The organism is Erythrobacter sp. A6_0, assembly GCF_017744235.1.
GTDB lineage: Bacteria > Pseudomonadota > Alphaproteobacteria > Sphingomonadales > Sphingomonadaceae > Qipengyuania.
In genome coordinates this window covers 34,666-54,487 of the sequence record NZ_JAGHQR010000003.1, presented here as the reverse complement: position 1 = coordinate 54,487, position 19,822 = coordinate 34,666, and the positions used below count along the sequence as shown (strand labels likewise).

Sequence of the window (19,822 nt, the reverse complement as noted above, 5' to 3'; positions counted from 1 at the left end):
TAGTGGGCGGACACAAGCTCCTTGGACAGCGCCCGGCTGCCCGTTTTTCTTTTTTTAAAGTCCGTTTCAAAGTCCGTCGATGCCCAGCGCGAGTCACGCCAAAAGCGGACAGTTATCCGGCTCCCACCGGCCCATAGTCCCGGCAACCGACGCCATCATCCCTAGATGATATGCAGGATAGCGAAGAACGCGATGACGAAGACGGTCCAATGGGGCAGCTCAACTCTGTTTCGCCAGCAGCACCTACGCGGCAAGGCTGACCTGCAAGCGCAGTAGGGTCCGCCTGACCTGCTCTGCATACCAGCCATTCCCCGATTGAGAGGGGACGCCCCGACGGTTCAATTCCCGTGCAATTTCCCGGTTGTTCAGGCCATCCTTCGCAAGGCTCAACGCTATCGGCGCAACCGCTGCCGCATGCCGGGCGGCCTTTGCCTGGCGCACTGCTGCGCTGGCCCGTGCAGCGGTCTTGCAGCCATCTAGCAGGGCCGCCGCACCGTTGGGGTTGCCCAACCGTACGCCGCGCGCCTTGGCAGCCTGCAAAGCCGCTTTAGTACGCTGGCTTATCATCTCGCGCTCATGCTCTGCGATCGCCGCTAGCAGGTGGAGTGTCAGCCGGTTCGCGTGCGGCAGATCGCAGGCAACAAACTCAACACCGCCGTCCATCAGATTTGCGATGAAGGCCACGTTGCGAGCGAGCCGGTCCAACTTGGCGATGACCAGCGTAGCCCTGTGGAGTTTGCAAGCCGCAAGTGCCGCTGCAAGTTGGGGGCGCCTATTCTTCGCCCCAGATTCAACCTCCGCGAACTCAGAGACAACGGTGCAAGCGCCAGCAGCTGCAAAGCCCGCAACCGCTGCACGTTGCGCCTCAAGCCCCAACCCGGACGAACCTTGGCGGGCGGTAGAAACCCGCAGGTATGACACGATCTGCATGGTCAGCCCTCCTGCTCGGCATCGACGGGGGGCGGCGGTGCGACGGCCAGAAACCCGTTACGGATGGCCCCGGCAACGTAGCCTTGGCACCAACTCGCGTCGGCCGGCTTTGCTCTAGGATGCGGGAAGGTTGCGGTTGCCATTGCCGTTAGCAGTTCACAGCGCATCAGCTCGCCACGCTCGGTGACCAGTGCCACGATAGTCGCAACTATCGTGTCCGGGTTTGGTTTGATTTCACCTGGCTTGAGCACTTGGTCCGATAGGTCTCGTCCGCGGCGCTGGTACCCTGCTGCCTTGCGCCTGGCTAGAAGGGTCTGAAAGGCTGTCTCGTCCTCACTTAACCATTCGGCTTGCACCAGTGGCTGTTGGGCAAGCGCGGTGGCTGGTGCGCTGGTAGGGGCGCTAAAAGGATCAGCAGACTGTTCGGTTGTCACGTTTTTTGCAGATGGAAAGCTGGCTTCTAGAGGCTCGCCGTCTGGCAAACGCTGATTAAGTGCCTTCCGGGTAAGCATTTTGCGACTAACGCCTGACCGCGTCGCTCGCATCGGCATGGTCGTCGTGTCGTCCGGCTGTCCCATCACTTTCTCCAAATCTCAGGTTCATGGTTCGTGCTCGATGCCATGGGTCTAGAGAATTGAAAGTGACGGCGTCCCTGATTTAGAAGTTAATTGATACACCGGGGCGTATGGTACCTTGGCGGGGTATAGGGGTGGGGGTCGGCTGGGGCGTCGGTGAGCGTGCCGAAAAGTTTCTCGAAATCGCGTATGCGGCGATTTATGCATAACGTGTTTTGTCTTCTACCTGGACCGCGTGAATAAGACGCGCCATGTAACAGCTGGGAGAATGCCAATGGATGTATACGAAGTTTTCAAACCGACAGGCGTCCCAACGACCACATATGTGGATCGCGGAGATTTGAATCTCGAAAAACAGCTTATCGGCGCTATCAAAACGCCAGGTATGATTGTTTCGTTATCCGGCCCGTCCAAATCCGGAAAAACCGTCTTAGTCAAAAAGGTGGTCGACCCTGATCTTCTAATCACCATTTACGGTGCAGGAATAAAGTCAGCTGAAATGCTTTGGGATCGAGTATTAAATTGGATGGAATCCCCCGCTCAAATCTCAAAAACAACTGGCCACTCCACAGGTGCAGAATTAAACGCCGAGGGCTCTGCAAAAATCGGCAAATGGGTCGCCGAAGCGGAGGGCCGAGCTGGCGCAAAAGCTACTTACGACTATGAACGAACTACCGAAATTACTTCGGAAAGAAACGGCATTGACCAAGTGGTCAAAGAAATTGCGGAGAGCGATTTTGTCCTTTTCATAGACGATTTCCATTATATGCCGCGCGATATACAGCAGGATATTGGCCGCCATATAAAGGAAGCGGCAGAGCGTGGCGTCAGTATTTGTACCGCATCGGTGCCCCATCGCGCCGATGATGTGGTCCGAGGGAATACGGAATTACGCGGGCGTGTTCATGGTATCGACTTTGCTTATTGGTCAACCGAGCAACTAAAAGCGATCGCATATCAGGGATTTTCACAATTAAATGTTGAGCTAGACGAGGACTCAGTCTGCAAAATAGCTGCTGAGTCATTTGGATCGCCTCAGTTGATGCAGCAAATCTGCCTGCAAGCTTGTCTAAAACTAGACGTCCACGACACGTATTGTCGCCCGCAGGCCATCACTTTAACTGGAAGTGACCTTCCGAACATTTTAGAGCAGGCGTCTACTACGACTGATTTTTCGTCCTTGCTTGAGGCATTGCATAACGGACCAAAGCAGCGCGGCACCACACGAACGCAATTTAATTTCACTGATGGTTCGTCCGGCGATGTCTATCGCTGCATATTGCTAGCAATCGCGAGCGATCCCCCTCGCCTCAGTTTTCCATATGATGATATTTATTCCAGAACTCGGGAGGTTTGCGTTGACGATGCACCAGCGGGATCAAGCGTTGCGTCGGCATTAGAGCAACTGCCGGGTCTGGCTGCCAATATCGAGACCAATCCAGTATTGGAATGGGACGAAGACGTTCTGGATATCGTCGATCCGTACTTTCTGTACTATCTTCGGTGCTCTTCACGCATGCGTTATCTCCAACGCCCATGATTCCAAACCCCAGGGCCTCAGTCTAGCTTCTGGCACACGATAAGGGCACGAAGCTGCATGGCCTAGACCGTTTTGGGTACTCCATAGTCATTTGCAAAGATCGTTTACCGGCTCGGTAAAACGCTTTTCGTTCCGCCAATCAGCAGGCTGCGTCAGCTTACCCGCTAGCGCCACGATCCCTCCCATGCAGGTAGCAAAGGCAACAGCTGACTAAGTCGCCATAGAGTTGTTCGCTCAGTGGCGGCGCGTTTACCCTCAGGGCAAGCGACCACACTGCAACCGCAGGCTCTCGGTTACCCCAGCGTTACCCCGCAACGCTTACACACGCATACCGCCCCCGGAGGGAGGCCATATAACACTCAAACATATAGGGAAAATGGAGCGGGCGAGGCGATTCGAACGCCCGACCCCAACCTTGGCAAGGTTGTGCTCTACCCCTGAGCTACGCCCGCTCACTGACGTTCCCGGTGCGTGCCCTTGGGGCCCATCACCGTGGGGAGGCGCGCGATTAGCAGCGGGTTTCGGACCGTGCAAGGCAAAAATGCGTGGCGAGCAACGAAGCGCACCATACACTCGTCCTCGCGCGCCCGCCTGGCCCCCTCGCGGCCCTTGCCCCGAGGCGTCCCGCCCTTCACAACGGCTCGAAACGCCCCACATGGGGCCGAATACAGCGAACGAACGCGCAGGAAAGGATTACCGCAGTGGCGAGCATGGGTCTCAATCTCGACGAACAGAAGGCGGTGGACCGCTTCCGCACCGAGGTCGTCGAGCCGTCGATGACGAAGCTCGTCGTGCTCGATTTCTGGGCGGAATGGTGCGGGCCGTGCAAGGCGCTTACGCCGGTGCTGGAAAAGGTGGCGGCCGATTATGCGGACAAGGGCGTGGTCCTTGCCAAGGTGAATGTCGATGAAGAGCAGTTCATCGCCAGCCAGTTCCAGGTCCGTTCCATTCCCACCGTCTACGCCATGTTCCAGGGCCAGCCGGTCGCCGACCTGACCAATGCACGCAGCGAATCGCAATTGAAGCAGACGCTCGACCAGCTGCTGAGTCAGCTGCCCGTCGAACCGGGTGCGGCGGGCGAACAGGCGAACGGCCAGCCCGATGTCGCGCAATTCATCGCTATGGGCGAACAGGTGCTGGCCGAAGGCGACGCGGAACGCGCGGCGGCCATCTTCATGCAGGTGGTCGACATGAAACCCGACGAGGGCGCGGCACAGGCCGGGCTTGTACGTGCGCTGGTCGAAGCGGGGCGGATCGATGACGCCAAGGCCGCTCTCGCCGCCGCGCGGACCAACCCGGCGCTGGTCGACGATCCGCAATTGGAAGCGGCGCAGAGCGCGCTCGATCTGGCTGCCAACGCTCCCGACGAGGGCGAGCTGACCGCGCTGAAGGACAAGGCGCAGGGTGGCGCGATGGACGATCGGCTGGCCTATGCCGAGGCGGCTTTCGCGGCCGGTCGGCGCGACGATGCGGCGGACGAGCTGCTCGCCATGATCGAGGCGGACAATGCCTGGAACGACGGGGCCGCGCGCGCAAAGCTGTTGCAAATCTTCGAAGCGGTCGGCCTCGAAGATCCATGGGTCGTCGCCACAAGGCGGCGACTGTCGCGAATCCTGTTCGGATAGGCGGCGCAGCTTGAGGCTATCCATCTTCCCTTTGCCCGGAGCGATCCTGTTCCCCGGCCTGCAATTGCCGCTCCACGTCTTCGAGCCGCGCTATCGCGCCATGGCGAGCGACGCTTTGGCCCGCGACCGGCGGATCGCGATGATCCAGCCGATGCGCGGCGGCGATGATTCGCCGCTATACGAGGTCGGCTGTATCGGCCGGATCGGCGAGGTCGAAGCGCTCGACGATGGGCGCTACAACCTCGTCCTGGAAGGCGAGGCGCGGTTCCGGATGATCCGCGAGCTCGACGTCACCACCGCGTTCCGCCAGATCGAAGCCGAAGCGATCGAGGATGACGAGGACGAGGTGCTTTCCAGCGTCGAGCGCGCCGGCTTCGAATTCGAAGCGCGTCGTTTCGCCGATATGCAGGGATACAGCGTCGACTGGGATTCGGTCGATCGCCTCGACGATCAGTCGCTCATCAACGGCGTGTCGCAGATCGCGCCCTTCGATGTTGCGGCCAAGCAGGCGTTGCTGGAGGCGGACAGCCTTGGCGAGCGATGCGAATTGCTGGTGCAGCTGATGCAGTTCTTCGCCCTGCGCGACGGCGGGGACGATCGCGTCACGCTTCAATAGGGCTCTAGAGCCCGAACGAGCCGCGCAGACCGTCGATCACATATTGCGCGGCGAGCGCCGCCAGCAAGACGCCCAGCAAGCGCGTCACCACCGCTTCCACCCGGTCGCCGAACAGCCGCATCAGCGGCCCCGCCGCAATCAGGGCGAGCGCGGTGATGACCAGCACGGTCAACAGCGCGCCCAGCACCACCAGAGAGCCTTCGAGGCCCGGCGCTTCCTGCATCAGCAGCATGATCGCCGCGATCGCACCCGGCCCGGCCAGCATCGGCATGGCCATGGGGAAGACCGAGACGTCCTCCACTTCGGGGGTATTGGCATGCTGCGCGGCGAGCTTCTCGGCCCGTTCCTCGCGCCGCTGGGTGCGCTTTTCGAACACCATTTCCCACGCGATCCAGAACAGCATCAGCCCGCCGGCGATGCGGAAGCTGTCGAGCTCGATATGGAGCGCGGCCAGAAGATCGACGCCGAACAGAGCGAACACCAGCAGGATCGCGGTCGCAATCAGGCAGGCGCGTACCGCCATGTTGCGCCGCTGGACCGCGCTCGCACCCTTGGTGAGGCCCGCATAGATCGGCGCGCAGCCGGGGGGATCGATCACGACGAACAGCGTGACGAAAGCGGAGAGAAACAGTTCGGCCATATCAGTTGTCCCGCTCGTAGCGACCATCGGCGGTTATTTCGAAGCGAGTCGCCTGCTTCCAGCTCCCGCCCTGCCAATGGCTGGCGACGAAGCTGCGGCGCCCGTCCGCCCCCTGGACCCAGCGCCAGGCAAGCGTGCCGTCCTTCGACCTCTCGCCGCCGATCCGGCTACCTTCCTCCATGGCGGGGGCGGGCAGGGGCGAGGGCAAGGCGTCTTCACCGGGACAATCGGCGACCTCTCCGGTAATCATCGGAATCGCGCGCACCACGATCACATCGTCGCCGGTGGGCCGCGCATCGCGCTCGGCATTCTCGCGCGCGGTCAGGGCCGCATCGGGCGCTGCGATGTGGTAGGCGAAGGCATAATCGTAATCGCGCTGCCGCTCCCACACGGTGGCGTAATAGCCCCATTGCCCGTCCGGATCGGCGTATTTCCCTTGCGAGATCGCGGTCTGTCCGTCGCAGCTCGACCAGACCGCCTGCGGCGTCCATTGCCGGGGCGGCATGGATGCGGATCGGCGAGCGAAGTAGGCCGCTACATCGATCGGCCCCTCCGCATCGTGGATCACGGCATCCGCTGCGGCGAATTCATCGAAGGCGCTCGGTCCACCGTCGTCGCGCGCGGCCCGCGCAAAGGCGATGTCACGCGCGGCCACGCTGCCGGGATTGGCGGTGGTCCTGACCTCTCGCTCGAACCGCTCGGTATAGCGGGGAACGCGCGGCCCCGCCGCACAGGCGGCAAGCGCGAAGCAGCCCGCGAGAAGAGAGAATGTCGCGAGGGCGCGCATCGCCTCAGAGGCCTTCCGGCTGGTCGAGCCCGGCATGATTGTAGGCTGCGACCAGCGTGTTGCGCAGCAGGACGGCAATGGTCATCGGGCCGACGCCGCCGGGCACGGGCGTGATCGCGGAGGCGACCTCGCTTGCCGGGCCATAGTCGACATCGCCGACCAGCCGCCCGCGCTCCTCACCTTCGCCCGCAGGCAGGCGATTGATGCCGACATCGATCACCGTTGCGCCCGGCTTCAGCCAGTCGGCCTTGACCATCTCGGCACGGCCCACCGCGGCGACCACGATATCGGCGCGGCGCACCACGCCCGCCAGATCCTTCGTCCGGCTGTGCGCGATGGTGACAGTGGCGTTCGCATCCAGCAGGAGCTGCGCCATCGGCTTGCCCACGATGTTGGAGCGTCCGATCACGACTGCTTCCATTCCCGACAGATCGCCCAGCCGATCGGCCAGCAGCATCATGCAGCCGAGCGGGGTGCAGGGCACGAAGCCCGTCTGGCCCACGGCGAGGCGACCGGCATTGGCGATATGGAACCCGTCCACATCCTTGTCCGGATCGATCGCGGCGATCACCGCCTGATCGTCGAGATGGGCGGGCAGGGGCAGCTGGACGAGGATGCCGTCGACGGCATCGTCCGCATTGAGCGCTTCGACAAGCGCGAGCAGATCTTCCTGCGACGTATCTTCGGCCAAACGATGTTCGAAGCCGTTCATATTGGCGGCCAGAACCGCCTTGCCCTTGCTGCGCACATAGACCTGGCTGGCAGGATCCTCGCCCACGAGCACCACGGCCAGCCCGGCCTTGCGCCCTGCTGCCTGTTCGAACTTCGCCGCCTGTTCGCCGACGCGCGCGCGCAGCTTTTCGGCGAAAGCCTTTCCGTCGATCCGGTCCGCAGCCATCAGACGCTCTTGATCACACCGTCGAGGACGATCAGCACGACCTGCAACAGGATGATGAGGACCAGCGGCGAGAAATCGATCGCCCCGGTGCTGGGCAGGATATTGCGGATCGGGCGCAGCACCGGATCGAGCAGGCGGTTGATCGCCATATAGACGCCCGAAAGAAATTCGTTCGAGCTGTTCACCACATTGAAGGCGAACAGCAGCCCGATGATGAACTGGATGATGATCAGCATCACCAGCACATTGGTGAGCATCGCGACGATTTCGTAGATGGTGTAAAGCGCTTGCATGCCGGTCCCGTCCGTTGGGTTTGGTGCAGTTTCGTGAGGCTCCGCTTACAGGCGCGAAGCCGTGTAGGGAAGGCCTAGCGGGGCGCGGCGCCGACCTCTTCCACCCCTGCGCGGATCAGCGTGCCCGCGCCCTGTTCGGTAAAGAATTCGAGCAGCATGGCATGCGCCACTCTCCCGTCGAGGACCACGGCGGCATCGCAACCGCCCTCCACCGCGTGGACGCAGGTTTCCAGCTTCGGGATCATGCCGCCGCCGATCGTCCCGTCCTCGCGCAGCCGGGCGATGTCGGCAGGGTCGAGATCGGTGAGGAGGTCGCCCTGCTTGTCGAGCACGCCTGCGACATCCGTCAGCAGGAACAGTCGCGCCGCGCCCAGTGCTGCGGCGAGTGCGCCGGCCATAGTGTCGGCGTTAATGTTGTAGGTGTGCCCGTCCGCCCCGCTGCCGATGGGCGCGACCACCGGGATCATGCCTGCCGCAATGGCAGTGTCGATCACGGCGGTGTCGACCAGCGTCGGCTCGCCCACGAAGCCCAGGTCGAGCGCCTGTTCGATATTGCTGTCGGGATCCTTCGCCGTGCGTTCCAGCTTGGTCGCGGTTACGAGATTGCCGTCCTTGCCCGACAGGCCGATCGCCTTGCCCCCGGCGCGCGCGATCCAGCCGACCAGCTGTTTGTTGATCGCGCCCGACAGGACCATTTCGGCGATCTCGGCCGTCGCCTTGTCGGTGACGCGCAGGCCGTCGACGAAGGTGCTTTCCACGCCGAGCTTCTTCAGCATCGCGCCGATCTGCGGGCCGCCGCCATGGACCACCACCGGATTGATGCCGACCGCTTTCAACAGCACGATGTCGCTCGCGAATTCGCGCGCCGCCTGTTCGTCGCCCATGGCGTGGCCGCCATATTTCACTACGAAGGTGCGCCCGGCATAGCGCTGGAAATAGGGCAGCGCCTCGATCAGCGTCGCCGCCTTGGTGTGGAGATCGTCGGGATCGGGAATGGTGCCGCTCATGCGAAAACGCCTGCCTTCGTGGTGGGTGAAGGCAGGCGCTTAGCGTGCGATGGGTCGCCCGGAAAGGGCTCCGCTTTATTCGCTGGGCGGTTCGGTCAGATCGGTCACGCCGGTCTGTGTTTCGGTCGTGCTTTCGACCGCCTGGACATTCTCGGCATCGGCGCCGCGCACCTGCTCCAGCCCTTCGGCTGTGTCGGAGGTTAGGTCGGTGTTCAGCCGTTCTTCCTGCGTGGTGATCGCGCTGTCGGGGATCGTTTCGATTTCCTCGTCCCCGTCGGCGTTCAGGAAGAAGATGATCGAGGCGACCGCCAGGAGGACGATCAGGCCGACCCAGAACCAGCGGCTGGACGGATTGGTATCGGGAACGGGATCGGACATGGTGCGAAAATCTCCTGTTTGGTCGCTTTCAGGAATAATGACCGGGCGCGGCGGGCGTTCCACGATCCGTCTTCCCCTCTTGTTTCGTCGGCTCTAGGCTCGCCTCCCATGAACCGTGCCGCTCTTCTTACCGCCCTCCTCCCCCTGTCGGCCTGTGTCGCTACTGCCGAGGCGCCTTCCGCGCCGCCGCTGCCCGCACCGCAGCAGGCGTTCTGGGACGCTCTGGAGAGCCATTGCGGGAACGCCTATGCCGGTTCGCTCGCCACCGAGGATGCGCGCGACGAAGCGTTTCGCGGCAAGCGGATGCTGGCCCACTGGGCCGAGTGTACGCCCGCCCGCATCGCGATCGCCTTCCATATCGAGGATGCGGACAAGGCCGGCGGGTGGGACCGCAGCCGCACCTGGCTGGTCAGCCGCACTGCCGAGGGGCTGCGGCTGAAACACGACCACCGCCATGCCGATGGGAGCGTGGATGCGGTGACGCAGTATGGCGGCGATACGTCGGATCAGGGGACGCCGGGCGCGCAGGATTTCCCGGTCGATCCCTATTCGATCGCGCTGTTCGAGCGGGAGGGGCTGGACCTCTCGCTCACCAATGTCTGGCGCGTCGAGGTCGATCCGGCGGGCGAGCCCGATGCGCGCTTCGCCTACCAATTGACGCGCCGCAACGATCCGACCCGGCTGTTCCGCGTCGCGTTCGACGCGGCCCGCCCGGTTGCCGCGCCGCCGCCGGCCTGGGGCTGGTGAGGCGGCAGGGCCGCGCGGCGCCGTCATGCCGGATGCCGGGCGTTGACACGATCGGCGGGCTCTAAGCCGGACAGCTCCCGCCCGCTTTCGTCGAGCATCCGCGCCGCGCGCTCCATCGCCGCGTGATGTTGAAGCAGGGCATTTATGTCCGGTTTACAAGTGCTTCCCCGATAGCGCCCGCGATGCATCCACACCTGCACCAGCCCGCGCTTCATCCGCTCATACGGCGCGAGCCCTGTGGCTTTCGTACTCGCCAGGTCCACGGCATCATGCGCCACCCCCAGCGCCGTGTCCCATGCGGCGGCGAAGCCCGCCGCCCCGGCCCGACGGCGCAGGCGATAGGCGCTTTCCCGCCCCATCCCGACCGCCCGCGCCGCCTTTTCGACCGAGCGCGTTTCGGCGAGCATCCCGATGAAATCCGCCTGACGCGCCGCCGTCCACCCGTCATGCCGGGCGCAGGGCAGGGGATGGAAGGCGGGCAGGCGGCGGCGGGTGCGGGCCGCGGCTCCATCGCCGGTTTCGACAGGATCGGGAGAAGTACGCTGCATCGCACAGGATGAAGCAGATTCGCACGATGTAGGAAAATGCTTTCATCGATCTGCTTGCCGCGATCCTGCGCAGGGCTTCTCAAGACGCCCCACACGAAAAGGGCCCCGGATCGCTCCGGAGCCCCTTTGTCGTAGTGTAGCGCGTGATCGATCAGACGCTGCGTGCGCGAACTCGCGTGTAGCGGGTGTCCGCCGCCGGTCCGGTATCGCGATACGTCACCGAATCGTCGTGGATGTCGAGATGTTCGACACCGACCAGGCGACCATCGTCCATGCGGACGGCGACGACGCGTTCGCCGTCCTTGTCCACCAGCATATCCTCGATCTTGCCGTAGCTCTCGCCGGTGCGCGAGCGCACGGGACAGCCCCTTATGTCCTGATCTTCGTTTTCCAGCTGCCAATCGGACAGGCCGGTCAATTCGTTGAAGCGGTCATCATGTTTCATCGCGGGTTTACTCCCCCATTTTGCACATTCACCCGCGCGGCGCGGATATAGGCGTCGTTGCCGCCTTCCAGATCGGCTTGGATCGACTGCGGCATGTTCGAAAGGTCGAGCGCCTGAACGTTGCCGGCGAGCGACACGGTCGAGCCGGGATTGACGTCGATCAGGCCTTCACGAGCGGTTTCGGGCGTCTGCACTTGGTCGAAGCGGATGAGCGTTTCGTTGGCGCCTTCGCCCACGGTGAAGCCCATGTCGCCGATCACGCGATTCACCGGAACGGTGTCGAGATTGACATCGTCGCCGATGCGATCGCCGAGCGAGGACAGCGCGTCCAAGGTCACGACGGTACCGGTCGCGTCAGCCGCCATGCCGGTGTCGACCGGATCGACGGTTTCGACGTCGGTCGCGGCGTCGTTTGCGACGATGGCGGTATCTTCTTCGAGCACGTCGGGCGTGTCATCGTCATTGTCGAAGATCGCCCAGAGAAGGGCGATAATCCCGGCCAGCAGCAACAGCCACCAAAGCCAGGACAGGTTGGATTTCTTCTCTACCGGAATTTCTGCCATGTTGGTCCCTGTCTGTCGCGCCGACGGATAGTGTCGACACAGCTAGAGCCCATGGGCTACCGGAAAGTTCCGAAAAAATAAGGAATTAGCAGATCTCGCAAGCGGTCCGAGCCGTTCGCCACCAGGTCAGTCGAACAATTCTTCGAGGAAGCTCTTCTTGCGCTTTTGCGGCTTGCCGTAACCATGGCCATAGCCCGAATGGCCGTGGCCGCCATGCTGGGCGTAGCTGGGTGCCGGGCGGGCGCGACCGCCGGACTGGCCCCCGCCCATTTGCGGGCCGCTACGCTCAATGATCTTGTCGAGCTCGCCGCGGTCGAGCCACACGCCGCGGCATTGCGGGCAGTAATCGATCTCGACCCCCTGCCGATCGCTCATGGCGAGCGGGACGGCACAGACGGGGCACGGCATGGCGGCGACTTCGGCTTCGGTTCGCATGTGAAATCCTCTCAGGGTCGAATTCGTTTTCGCAAGTGGTTGGTCTGCGTGCCGCTATCAAGCGCAACCGTGCGGCGATGATGCACGCGCCGCTGCACGCCTATGCCCACAACGACAACGGCCGCCCCCGAAGGAGCGGCCGTCGCTTGGCGCCGGTAACGGGCGGCGCATTGGGTTCAGCGCTTACTTGGGCTGACGCGGGGTCTCAGACGACTTGTCGTCACTCTTCTGGCTTGCACCGCCTTCGTTCTGCTGGCGCTGCTGCGCATCGTGGTCGGACTTGCCCTTATCGCCCTGTTGGTTCTGGGCGGGCTTCTGGTTCTTCTGATCCATGGTGTAGTCCTTGGTTGGTGCGAGTGGGAAAATACCCGGCTCGCACTCACTCAAGCTATGGAAGAGATTACGGTTTCTGCCTTTGCGCCAGTACGGGCGGGGAATGGGCCAGGGCACCCTGGAGCTGCGCAGCGCCAGATTACCTGAACCAAGCCCCGGCCTAGAATTACTCCGCCGCCTCGACGTCCCCGAACAGCCCCGGACCCTGATCGTCCGCATCCGCTTCCTCGTTGGCGGGGCGCGCCTTGTTGCGCTTGTCGAAGCTCGACCAGACGTCCTGCCAGTTCCCCTTGGTCGCGCCCTTGGAATATTCGGTCGCGCGGGTTTCGAAGAAATTGGCGTGCTCCACGCCGTTCAGCAGCGGGGCGAGCCAGGGGAGGGGGTGGTCTTCCACCATGTAGATCGGCTGCAGGCCAAGCTGGCCCAGCCGCCAGTCGGCGATGTAGCGGATGTAGCGCTTGATCTCTTTCGCGGTCATACCCGTCACCGGGCCCTGTTCGAAGGCGAGGTCGATGAAGGCGTCTTCCAGGCGCACCGTCTTCTGGCACATGTCCATGATGTCTTCCTTCACCGCCTTGGTCAGGCAGTCGCGCTCGGCGCAGAAGGCGTGGAACAGGCGGGTGATGCCTTCGCAGTGCAGCGATTCGTCGCGCACCGACCAGCTCACGATCTGGCCCATGCCCTTCATCTTGTTGAAGCGCGGGAAGTTCATCAGCATGGCGAAGCTGGCGAACAGCTGCAGCCCTTCGGTAAAGCCGCCGAACATCGCCAGCGTGCGGGCGATATCCTCGTCATTGTCGACGCCGAATTCCTGCAGGTAATCGTGCTTGTCCTTCATCTCCTCGTATTCGAGGAACATGCCGTATTCGCTTTCAGGCATGCCGATCGTGTCGAGAAGGTGGGAATAGGCGGCGATGTGCACCGTCTCCATATTGGAGAAGGCGGCGAGCATCATCTTCACTTCCGTCGGCTTGAACACCCGGCCGTATTTCTCGTGGTAGCAATCCTGCACCTCGACATCGGCCTGGGTGAAGAATCGGAAAATCTGCGTGAGCAGATTGCGCTCGTGATCGGTGAGGTTCTGCGCCCAGTCGCGGCAATCCTCGCCCAGCGGCACTTCTTCCGGCATCCAGTGGATCTGCTGCTGACGTTTCCAGAACTCGTAAGCCCAGGGGTATTCGAACGGCTTGTAGGTCTTGCGGGCTTCGAGCAACGACATCTTGTGTCTCCGGGTCTTCGTGTGAACCGGAACATATAGAGCATCCGGGCGCATTTTCGAACCCGCTATTTGGTGATTCGGCGGGGATAAGCCGGGGAGAATTTGCGACCGGCGGGGTTGCATTGCGCGGAACGCTGTGGGTGGCGCGGGCGTTGAGCGGGTGAAAGGAATTTTTCCAATGAGCACCTATGAAGGACAATACGAGCCCAAGGACAGCCGCGACGTGACGCTTTCGAACGAGCGCGCCCCGGGCGAGCCGGACCGCACCGGTCACCGCGAAGGCGAAGCGCGCCAACAGGAACAGCAGGCGGGCGCGTCGAAGGGCGATTCGAAGGATGGCCCCGAGGAAAACAAGTCGCAGGTCGCCTACGGCAACAGCAAGGACCGCGAAGGCCAGATGGAACAGGACATCGCGACCGACGGGGCCAAGAACGGCACCAAGGGCGGCGGCAACGCGGTGGGCGAAACCTCCGCCGATCCGGCAGCGCGCGCCAAGGCGGACGGCAATCGCCCGATCTCGGGCGACTGATCGCCGCACACGTTTGGGGCAGGACGGGTCCGGCCCGTTCCCCTTTGCGGGCCAGCCCGCACCCCGACGCCCCGCCGACCCCGGTGGGGCGTTTTCTTTGGCCCGGAATGCTGATTCGGGAGCCGCGGCCCGGTTTCCGCCCGATTGTCACCAGGCCGTGGCTGGGCGGCGACGAACCGAGGAACGGTCCGCGAGGCGACCCGTTGTTCAGGTATAAGCAACTTATACCAAAGGGTAATTTATGTTCGAGAAGATCCGCATCAAGGAACACATGGAAATCGCCGATTCGAAGGGCCAGCACGTCGGCACGGTCGACGATGTCGAAGGCGACAACATCAAGCTGACGAAGTCCGACAGCGCGGACAGCATCCACCACATGATCCCGGTCGATGATGTCGAAAAGATCGACGATAACCGCATCTATCTCAAGGAAGGCGCACGCATTCCTGCCGGGCTGGGGAACAAGGCGAACGCCTGAACCGCCTCGCAATAGAGCATGAAAAACCCCGCCGGTTTCGCGACCGGCGGGGTTTTTCGCGTCCGGCGGCGGCAAGTCAGGCCGCGTCGGGGTCCTTCACCTCGATGCCGAAGGGTGTCTGCTGATGCTGGATCACCACCCAGTTCTCATGCTCGAGGCGCTGGAGCGTGCTGGTGCAGACCGCATGATAATCGCTCCCCTCGCGCTTCGCATGCGCGCGGTAACCGATGACGATCAGGCCTTCGTCGTGCCGCGTCACGCGCGTGTCCGCGAATTCGACCTCGCTCCAAACCGGCGTGCTTTCGACCGCCCTGGTGGCAGCTTCGTGGTCGAACAGGAACGGCTGCTGCGGCAGGCCCATCACGCAGTCCTGCGACACCTTTTCCCGGTAGACGTCGCCGCCTCCCAGCCACAATTCGCGCTCGAATTCCCAGATGCGTTCGTCGTTCACGGATGGTCTCCTCGATAATGTCCGTTCGATCAGGCAACGGTCGAAGAGCCATGCGGTTCACACCCGATCGCGCGAGACAAGCTGTGGCTCGGCCTGTCCGAAACCGGTCAGGCGTCCTGCGAGACCAGTATCCGGCAAAACGGCTTGGCGATTGCCACCACCTCGGCGACCGGCTCGTTGCAACCGTGGGCGATCCAGATCCGGGCGATCGCGAGCAGCCCGTGCATCGCGCCCGTTTCGCGCAGCACGTTCGCGCCGGTCTTGCGCCCATCGGGATCGAGAGTCAGAGCCAGCACTCGAGCGAATTCTGCAAGCCCCCGTTCGAAAGCCGCATCCACCGCGGCGCTGATGCCCGACATTTCCGTTACGAACACGCGAGCGGCTGCGGGCTTTTCGCGTAGCAAGGTGTAATATCCCCGCAGCATCGCTTCCAGGCGCGCTTCGCGCTCGGTTTCGCCCAACCCGGATGCTGCCGCCTGCACGGTTTCCAGGGCAATCCGGGTCACCGCTTCGTAAGCCGCGATCAACAGCGCCTCGCTGTTGGCGAAGGATTCGTAGAAATAGCGCGGAGTGAGGCCGGCCGCCCGGCAGACGTCCGCCACCGTGGTACGGCGATAACCCTGTTCGCCATAGGTATCGACGGCCGCCCTGATCAGCCGCTCCTGCCGTTCGGCCCGTCGCTCGCCGGACGATTGCCCGCCATAAGTACGGCCTTGCCCGGTTGCGCTTGTCGTCGCCTTCGCCAAGTGATAACACCTATTTCCAGATCGGAGCGATCCGACTTCCTCTTGCCGATGGAACGCTAAAATGGCCAGTGCCGCCGAAACACGTCAAACCCCTTCTTCTGCCGACATCTCGGAGCGTTTCGATGTCCTGATCGTGGGCGCTGGGCTTTCCGGTATCGATGCGGGCTACCGCGTTTCCACCGAATGCCCCGGCAAGAGCTACGCGATCCTCGAAGCGCGCGATGCGATCGGCGGCACCTGGGATCTGTTCCGCTATCCGGGCATCCGTTCGGATTCGGACATGTATACGCTGGGCTTTCCCTTCCACCCCTGGCCGAGCGATCGCGCCATCGCCGATGGCGAGGCGATCCGCGATTACATCGTCGATACCGCGCAGAAATTCGGTATCGATCGGCACATCCGCTTCGATTGCAAGGTGGTGGCGGCGCGCTGGTCCACTCAAAATGCCGAGTGGGTGCTGGAGATCGAGGAAAATGGCGAGACGCGTCATGTCGCCTGCTCGTTCCTCTATATGGGCAGCGGCTATTACGATTACGCAGGCGGCCACACGCCGCATTTCGAGGGCGCGGAGAGTTTCGGGGGCGAGATCGTCCATCCGCAGCAATGGCCGGAAGATCTGGATTATGCCGACAAGCGCGTGGTCGTGATCGGCAGCGGTGCGACGGCGGTAACGCTGGTGCCGGCGATGGCTCGCACCGCCGCGAAGGTTACCATGCTCCAGCGCTCGCCGACCTATATTGTCGCCCGTCCGTCGGAAGATGCGATTTCCCGCTGGACGCACGAACATCTGCCCAAGGCGCTCGCCGACGGCATTACCAAGTGGAAGAGCGTCGGTCTCGGCATCGCGACATACGGTTATGCGCGGCGCAAGCCTGCCAAGGTCAAGGCCGCCATCCTCGATGGCGTGCGCGAACAGCTTCCCGAGGGCTACCCTGTGGAGCGCGATTTCGAGCCGTCCTACAATCCGTGGGACCAGCGCATCTGCCTGGTGCCCGATGCCGATCTGTTCGACACCATCCGCAATGGTGATGCCGAAATCGTCACCGATACGATCGAGCGTTTCACGCCCGAGGGCATCGCATTGACTTCGGGCAGGGAATTGCCCGCTGACATCATCGTCACCGCCACCGGGCTTACGCTCACCATGGTGGGCGGAGTCGAACTGTTCGTGGACGGCGAACGCGTCGATCCTGCCGACCGGTTGGTCTATAAGGGCATGATGCTGGAAGGGGTGCCGAACATGGCGCTCGCATTCGGATACACGAATGCCAGCTGGACGCTGAAATGCGACCTGTCTGCGCGCCACGCCTGTCGATTGATCAATTACCTCGACGCGCATGACAAGGTGGCCTGCCTGCCGCGGCCCGCTCATTTGGGGATCGAGCCCGAGCCGATGCTCGATTTCACCTCGGGCTATGTCCAGCGTGCGGCCAAGGTGCTGCCCAAACAGGGATCGGAAGCACCGTGGAAAGTGCACCAGAATTACGCGCTCGATCTGGCCTCGCACAAGCTCTCGCCCGTCGCCGACGGCACGATGCATTTCATCGAAGCCGGGCAGGTTCTGGATGATGCGGTGGCCCCCACATCCAATCGCAAACCGGTGGCCGTGGCCGCAGCTTCCGGCATCGGAGCCTCGGCTGCCGCACTGATCGCCCGGCGCGGCGTTAAACGCAGTGCGTCCTCCGGCGGCGCCGGGGCGGCGCTTGCCCTGGCGGCTCGGATCGGCGGCGGTGCCGCGCTGGCGGGCTTGGTAGGGGGCGCTGCTCTCGTGGGGTTTGCCGCGCTGTCGCGTTCGCGGGCGCAGGCAGCGGTTCCGGCCGATGGCCGCTTCGTCCGCGTCAACGGCAAGCGCGTTCATTATCGCGACGTCGGATCCGGCCCGACGATCGTGATGATCCACGGCCTGGCCGGACAGATGCGCAATTTCTCCTATGCGCTGCTCGACAAGCTGGCGAGCGATCATCGCGTGATCCTGATCGACCGGCCGGGTTCTGGTTATTCCGACCCGATCGACAGCGCCACGATCCGCAGCCAGGCGGCGCATATCGGCGATGCCTTGCAGACGCTGGGCCTCGACCGCCCGCTCGTGGTCGGCCATTCGCTGGGCGGCGCGGTCGCGCTCGCTCTCGCGCTCGATCGGCCCGACCAGGTCGGCGGTCTCGCTCTACTGGCTCCGCTCACGCACCCGATGGACGAAGTGTCGGAGGCGTTCGACGGGCTCGCCATTGCCTCGCCCACAGCACGGCTCGCCGTGGCGTGGACTCTGGCTACCCCGATGATGATGCTGCGCGGCAAGAAGGGCGCGCAAGCCGCCTTTGCCCCTGAACCAGCGCCCGATGATTTTGCGACCCGTGGCGGCGGGGCCTTGCTGGCCCGTCCGGGCAATTTCCAGGCGGCAAGCGCCGATCTGAACGCAGCGCCCGCCGATCTGCCCAGTATGGTCGCGCGCTATCCGTCGCTGGAGATGCCGGTATCGGTCCTGTTCGGTCGCGACGATCCGGTGCTCGACCCGGAAGCGCAGGGCGAGGCTTTCGTCGCAGCCGTACCCAGAGCCGATCTGACACTGATCGAGGGCGGGCATATGATCCCCGTGACACAGCCGGATACGGTTGCGGACTGGATCCGCGAACGTGCTCTCGATTTCCCCAGCGATCGGCCCGAGTGACCTCCCCCACGGCCCTTTCGACCCGGCAGGAATGGCAGCGCGGCTGGCATATCGTGGCGAGCGGCCATGTCGGCATCGGCGTGGGGGCCGGACTTTATTTCTACACTTCCAGCCTTTTCGTCGTGCCCGCGTCCGAAACGTTCGGCTGGACCCGTGGCGAGATTTCCGCCGGGGCAGCGCTCGGCCTGCTCGGATCCTTGTCGGCGCCGCTGATCGGACGCCTGGCGGACCACTACGGCGCGCGGATCGTCGCCGGGATCTGCACCATTGCGATCGGTCTGGTCTTCGCCGCCCTGTCGCAGGTCACTGGGCCGTACTGGCAATTCGTCGTGTTGTCGGCCCTTCTGGGCGTCGTGGCCCCCGGTGCGACTGCGTTGACGTTTTCGCGCGTCATCACCGGGTGGTTCGACCGGGCGAAGGGACAGGCGCTGGGCATCATGGCGGCGGGTGCCTCCATCGGTGCGCTGCTGTTTACGCCGCTCATCGCCTATATGCTGGCATCGCATGGCATCATGGGCGGTTATCTGACGCTTGCCGCGCTGGCGATAGGTGTCGGCGCGCCGGTGATCCTGGTCTTCATGAAGGACCGCACGGACAAGGATCAGCCGATCGTGCCCGAACCGATGGCAAAAGAAAGCGATCCGGCTTCGAAGCGGCGCATCTGGTCGATCATCCGCTCGCGCGCCTTTGTCGCTCTTGCCGTTTCGGTGTTCTGCACGAATGTCCCGACATCCGGCGTTTTGACGCAGTTGGAACCGCTACTGCTCTTCAACGGCGTGACGGACACGGCGCCGCTGATCTCTCTCTACGCTATCGTCGTGCTGGTCGGGCGGGTGGGCATCGGCTGGCTGTTCGACCGCGGCGATGCCCGCTATATCGCAGCGAGCGTCACTTTGATCGCGGCTGCCGGTTGCCTGATGTTCCTCTCGGGCGCGCCCGCCTGGATGACGATCGCTGCGATGGTTTTCGTGGGGCTGATGCAGGGTATGGAAGTCGATGCGATCGGCTTCTTCGTCGCCCAGCAATTTCCGCGCGATTCCTTCGGCCTCCTGTTCGGTCTGCTGTTGACGATTTCGCTGTTGGGAACGGCTCTCGGCATCGTAGGCTTCGGCACGCTTTACGACGCCACGCAATCCTACGATCTCGCTCTGGCGATAGCGGCCGGCGTGATGGGTGCGGCATTCGTCTCCTATCTCGCGATCCCGAAGCGGGGGCATGCCGACATGTCGGCGCAATAGGCGTCCGGACGCGGTCGCGTACGGCCCGTCGGGATGATTTCGGCCGTGTCCGGATGGCTCTGACCTCAGCTTGAAGAAAGCCACGTCGCGCCAATTGCTTACGGCGGGGGGCGGGTCGATAGACCTTGCCTGGGTG

At 63.2% G+C, this 19,822-nt stretch carries 24 protein-coding genes and 1 tRNA gene; 8 read left to right on the top strand and 17 right to left on the bottom strand.

Translation table 11 applies throughout. The features are described from left to right. Positions 1-243 precede the first annotated feature (243 nt). Positions 244-930 (bottom strand): recombinase family protein, encoded by a 687-nt coding sequence (locus J7347_RS09190; protein ID WP_209161784.1) that lies wholly within the window; start codon positions 928-930, stop codon positions 244-246. Positions 931-932: 2 nt separating this feature from the next. Next, a complete protein-coding gene (locus J7347_RS09185) occupies positions 933-1,508 on the bottom strand; it encodes a hypothetical protein (RefSeq protein WP_209161783.1) in 576 nt (191 codons plus the stop codon). A 271-nt stretch (positions 1,509-1,779) separates the two neighbouring features. Here J7347_RS09185 and J7347_RS09180 point away from each other — a divergent pair, with 271 nt between their 5' ends. After that, positions 1,780-3,045, top strand: coding sequence for a hypothetical protein (locus J7347_RS09180; protein ID WP_209161782.1), 1,266 nt, complete (start codon positions 1,780-1,782; stop codon positions 3,043-3,045). Between the two features lie 377 nt (positions 3,046-3,422). Here the strand turns inward: J7347_RS09180 and J7347_RS09175 are convergent. Next, positions 3,423-3,497 (bottom strand) — tRNA-Gly (locus J7347_RS09175). Positions 3,498-3,755: 258 nt separating this feature from the next. Here J7347_RS09175 and J7347_RS09170 point away from each other — a divergent pair. Both J7347_RS09170 and J7347_RS09165 read left to right on the top strand, forming a co-directional pair. After that, positions 3,756-4,670, top strand: a complete 915-nt coding sequence (locus tag J7347_RS09170; RefSeq protein WP_067684711.1) for a tetratricopeptide repeat protein — start codon at positions 3,756-3,758, stop codon at positions 4,668-4,670. Positions 4,671-4,680: 10 nt separating this feature from the next. Next, positions 4,681-5,286 (top strand): LON peptidase substrate-binding domain-containing protein, encoded by a 606-nt coding sequence (locus J7347_RS09165; protein ID WP_067684709.1) that lies wholly within the window; start codon positions 4,681-4,683, stop codon positions 5,284-5,286. Between the two features lie 4 nt (positions 5,287-5,290). Here J7347_RS09165 and J7347_RS09160 read toward each other — a convergent pair whose 3' ends face one another. From J7347_RS09160 to J7347_RS09135, 6 genes are all read right to left on the bottom strand, one after another. Further along, positions 5,291-5,926, bottom strand: coding sequence for a MarC family protein (locus J7347_RS09160; protein WP_067684707.1), 636 nt, complete (start codon positions 5,924-5,926; stop codon positions 5,291-5,293). A gap of 1 nt (position 5,927) precedes the next feature. Beyond that, positions 5,928-6,713 (bottom strand): hypothetical protein, encoded by a 786-nt coding sequence (locus tag J7347_RS09155; RefSeq protein WP_156502168.1) that lies wholly within the window; start codon positions 6,711-6,713, stop codon positions 5,928-5,930. Positions 6,714-6,717: 4 nt separating this feature from the next. Next, entirely contained in the window at positions 6,718-7,611 is an 894-nt protein-coding gene (gene folD / locus J7347_RS09150) for a bifunctional methylenetetrahydrofolate dehydrogenase/methenyltetrahydrofolate cyclohydrolase FolD (protein WP_067684703.1), read from the bottom strand. Continuing rightward, positions 7,611-7,904, bottom strand: coding sequence for a YggT family protein (locus J7347_RS09145; protein ID WP_067684701.1), 294 nt, complete (start codon positions 7,902-7,904; stop codon positions 7,611-7,613). The genes folD and J7347_RS09145 overlap by 1 nt, the downstream gene beginning before the upstream one ends. 74 nt (positions 7,905-7,978) lie before the next feature. Next, on the bottom strand, positions 7,979-8,911 hold the full coding sequence (gene argB / locus J7347_RS09140; RefSeq protein ID WP_067684699.1) for an acetylglutamate kinase: 933 nt from the start codon (positions 8,909-8,911) through the stop codon (positions 7,979-7,981). A gap of 75 nt (positions 8,912-8,986) precedes the next feature. After that, complete coding sequence (locus tag J7347_RS09135; RefSeq protein ID WP_209161780.1) at positions 8,987-9,289, bottom strand: hypothetical protein; 303 nt, start codon at positions 9,287-9,289, stop codon at positions 8,987-8,989. A 108-nt stretch (positions 9,290-9,397) separates the two neighbouring features. On the opposite strand from J7347_RS09135, the gene J7347_RS09130 reads away from it, so the two are divergent. Further along, complete coding sequence (locus J7347_RS09130; RefSeq protein WP_209161779.1) at positions 9,398-10,036, top strand: hypothetical protein; 639 nt, start codon at positions 9,398-9,400, stop codon at positions 10,034-10,036. A gap of 23 nt (positions 10,037-10,059) precedes the next feature. Here J7347_RS09130 and J7347_RS09125 read toward each other — a convergent pair whose 3' ends face one another. The 6 genes from J7347_RS09125 to J7347_RS09100 form a co-directional block, all read right to left on the bottom strand. Further along, on the bottom strand, positions 10,060-10,584 hold the full coding sequence (locus tag J7347_RS09125) for a hypothetical protein (RefSeq protein ID WP_209161778.1): 525 nt from the start codon (positions 10,582-10,584) through the stop codon (positions 10,060-10,062). Between the two features lie 151 nt (positions 10,585-10,735). Then, positions 10,736-11,029: a PRC-barrel domain-containing protein gene (locus J7347_RS09120; RefSeq protein ID WP_209161777.1), complete on the bottom strand. Its 294-nt coding sequence runs from the start codon at positions 11,027-11,029 to the stop codon at positions 10,736-10,738. Next, complete coding sequence (locus J7347_RS09115) at positions 11,026-11,592, bottom strand: hypothetical protein (RefSeq protein WP_067684689.1); 567 nt, start codon at positions 11,590-11,592, stop codon at positions 11,026-11,028. Before J7347_RS09115 ends, J7347_RS09120 begins: the two co-directional genes overlap by 4 nt. Positions 11,593-11,718: 126 nt before the next feature. Beyond that, a complete protein-coding gene (locus tag J7347_RS09110) occupies positions 11,719-12,027 on the bottom strand; it encodes a zf-TFIIB domain-containing protein (RefSeq protein WP_209161776.1) in 309 nt (102 codons plus the stop codon). Between the two features lie 183 nt (positions 12,028-12,210). After that, positions 12,211-12,360: a hypothetical protein gene (locus tag J7347_RS09105; protein WP_209161775.1), complete on the bottom strand. Its 150-nt coding sequence runs from the start codon at positions 12,358-12,360 to the stop codon at positions 12,211-12,213. Between the two features lie 166 nt (positions 12,361-12,526). Beyond that, complete coding sequence (locus J7347_RS09100) at positions 12,527-13,579, bottom strand: ribonucleotide-diphosphate reductase subunit beta (protein ID WP_067684683.1); 1,053 nt, start codon at positions 13,577-13,579, stop codon at positions 12,527-12,529. A 178-nt stretch (positions 13,580-13,757) separates the two neighbouring features. On the opposite strand from J7347_RS09100, the gene J7347_RS09095 reads away from it, so the two are divergent. Both J7347_RS09095 and J7347_RS09090 read left to right on the top strand, forming a co-directional pair. Beyond that, positions 13,758-14,108, top strand: coding sequence for a hypothetical protein (locus J7347_RS09095; RefSeq protein ID WP_209161774.1), 351 nt, complete (start codon positions 13,758-13,760; stop codon positions 14,106-14,108). Between the two features lie 241 nt (positions 14,109-14,349). Beyond that, the gene (locus tag J7347_RS09090) at positions 14,350-14,586 is read left to right on the top strand and encodes a DUF2171 domain-containing protein (protein ID WP_067684679.1); all 237 of its coding nucleotides are present in this window, start codon (positions 14,350-14,352) and stop codon (positions 14,584-14,586) included. 76 nt (positions 14,587-14,662) lie between these two features. On the opposite strand, the gene J7347_RS09085 is transcribed toward J7347_RS09090, so the two are convergent. Together J7347_RS09085 and J7347_RS09080 are read right to left on the bottom strand one after the other, a co-directional pair. Beyond that, the gene (locus J7347_RS09085) at positions 14,663-15,037 is read right to left on the bottom strand and encodes a DUF4440 domain-containing protein (RefSeq protein WP_209161773.1); all 375 of its coding nucleotides are present in this window, start codon (positions 15,035-15,037) and stop codon (positions 14,663-14,665) included. A gap of 107 nt (positions 15,038-15,144) precedes the next feature. Beyond that, the gene (locus J7347_RS09080) at positions 15,145-15,783 is read right to left on the bottom strand and encodes a TetR/AcrR family transcriptional regulator (protein ID WP_209161772.1); all 639 of its coding nucleotides are present in this window, start codon (positions 15,781-15,783) and stop codon (positions 15,145-15,147) included. 61 nt (positions 15,784-15,844) lie between these two features. On the opposite strand from J7347_RS09080, the gene J7347_RS09075 reads away from it, so the two are divergent. Continuing rightward, positions 15,845-18,448: an alpha/beta fold hydrolase gene (locus J7347_RS09075; RefSeq protein ID WP_209161771.1), complete on the top strand. Its 2,604-nt coding sequence runs from the start codon at positions 15,845-15,847 to the stop codon at positions 18,446-18,448. Further along, positions 18,445-19,686, top strand: coding sequence for an MFS transporter (locus tag J7347_RS09070; protein ID WP_209161770.1), 1,242 nt, complete (start codon positions 18,445-18,447; stop codon positions 19,684-19,686). Before J7347_RS09075 ends, J7347_RS09070 begins: the two co-directional genes overlap by 4 nt. Positions 19,687-19,822: the final 136 nt, after the last annotated feature.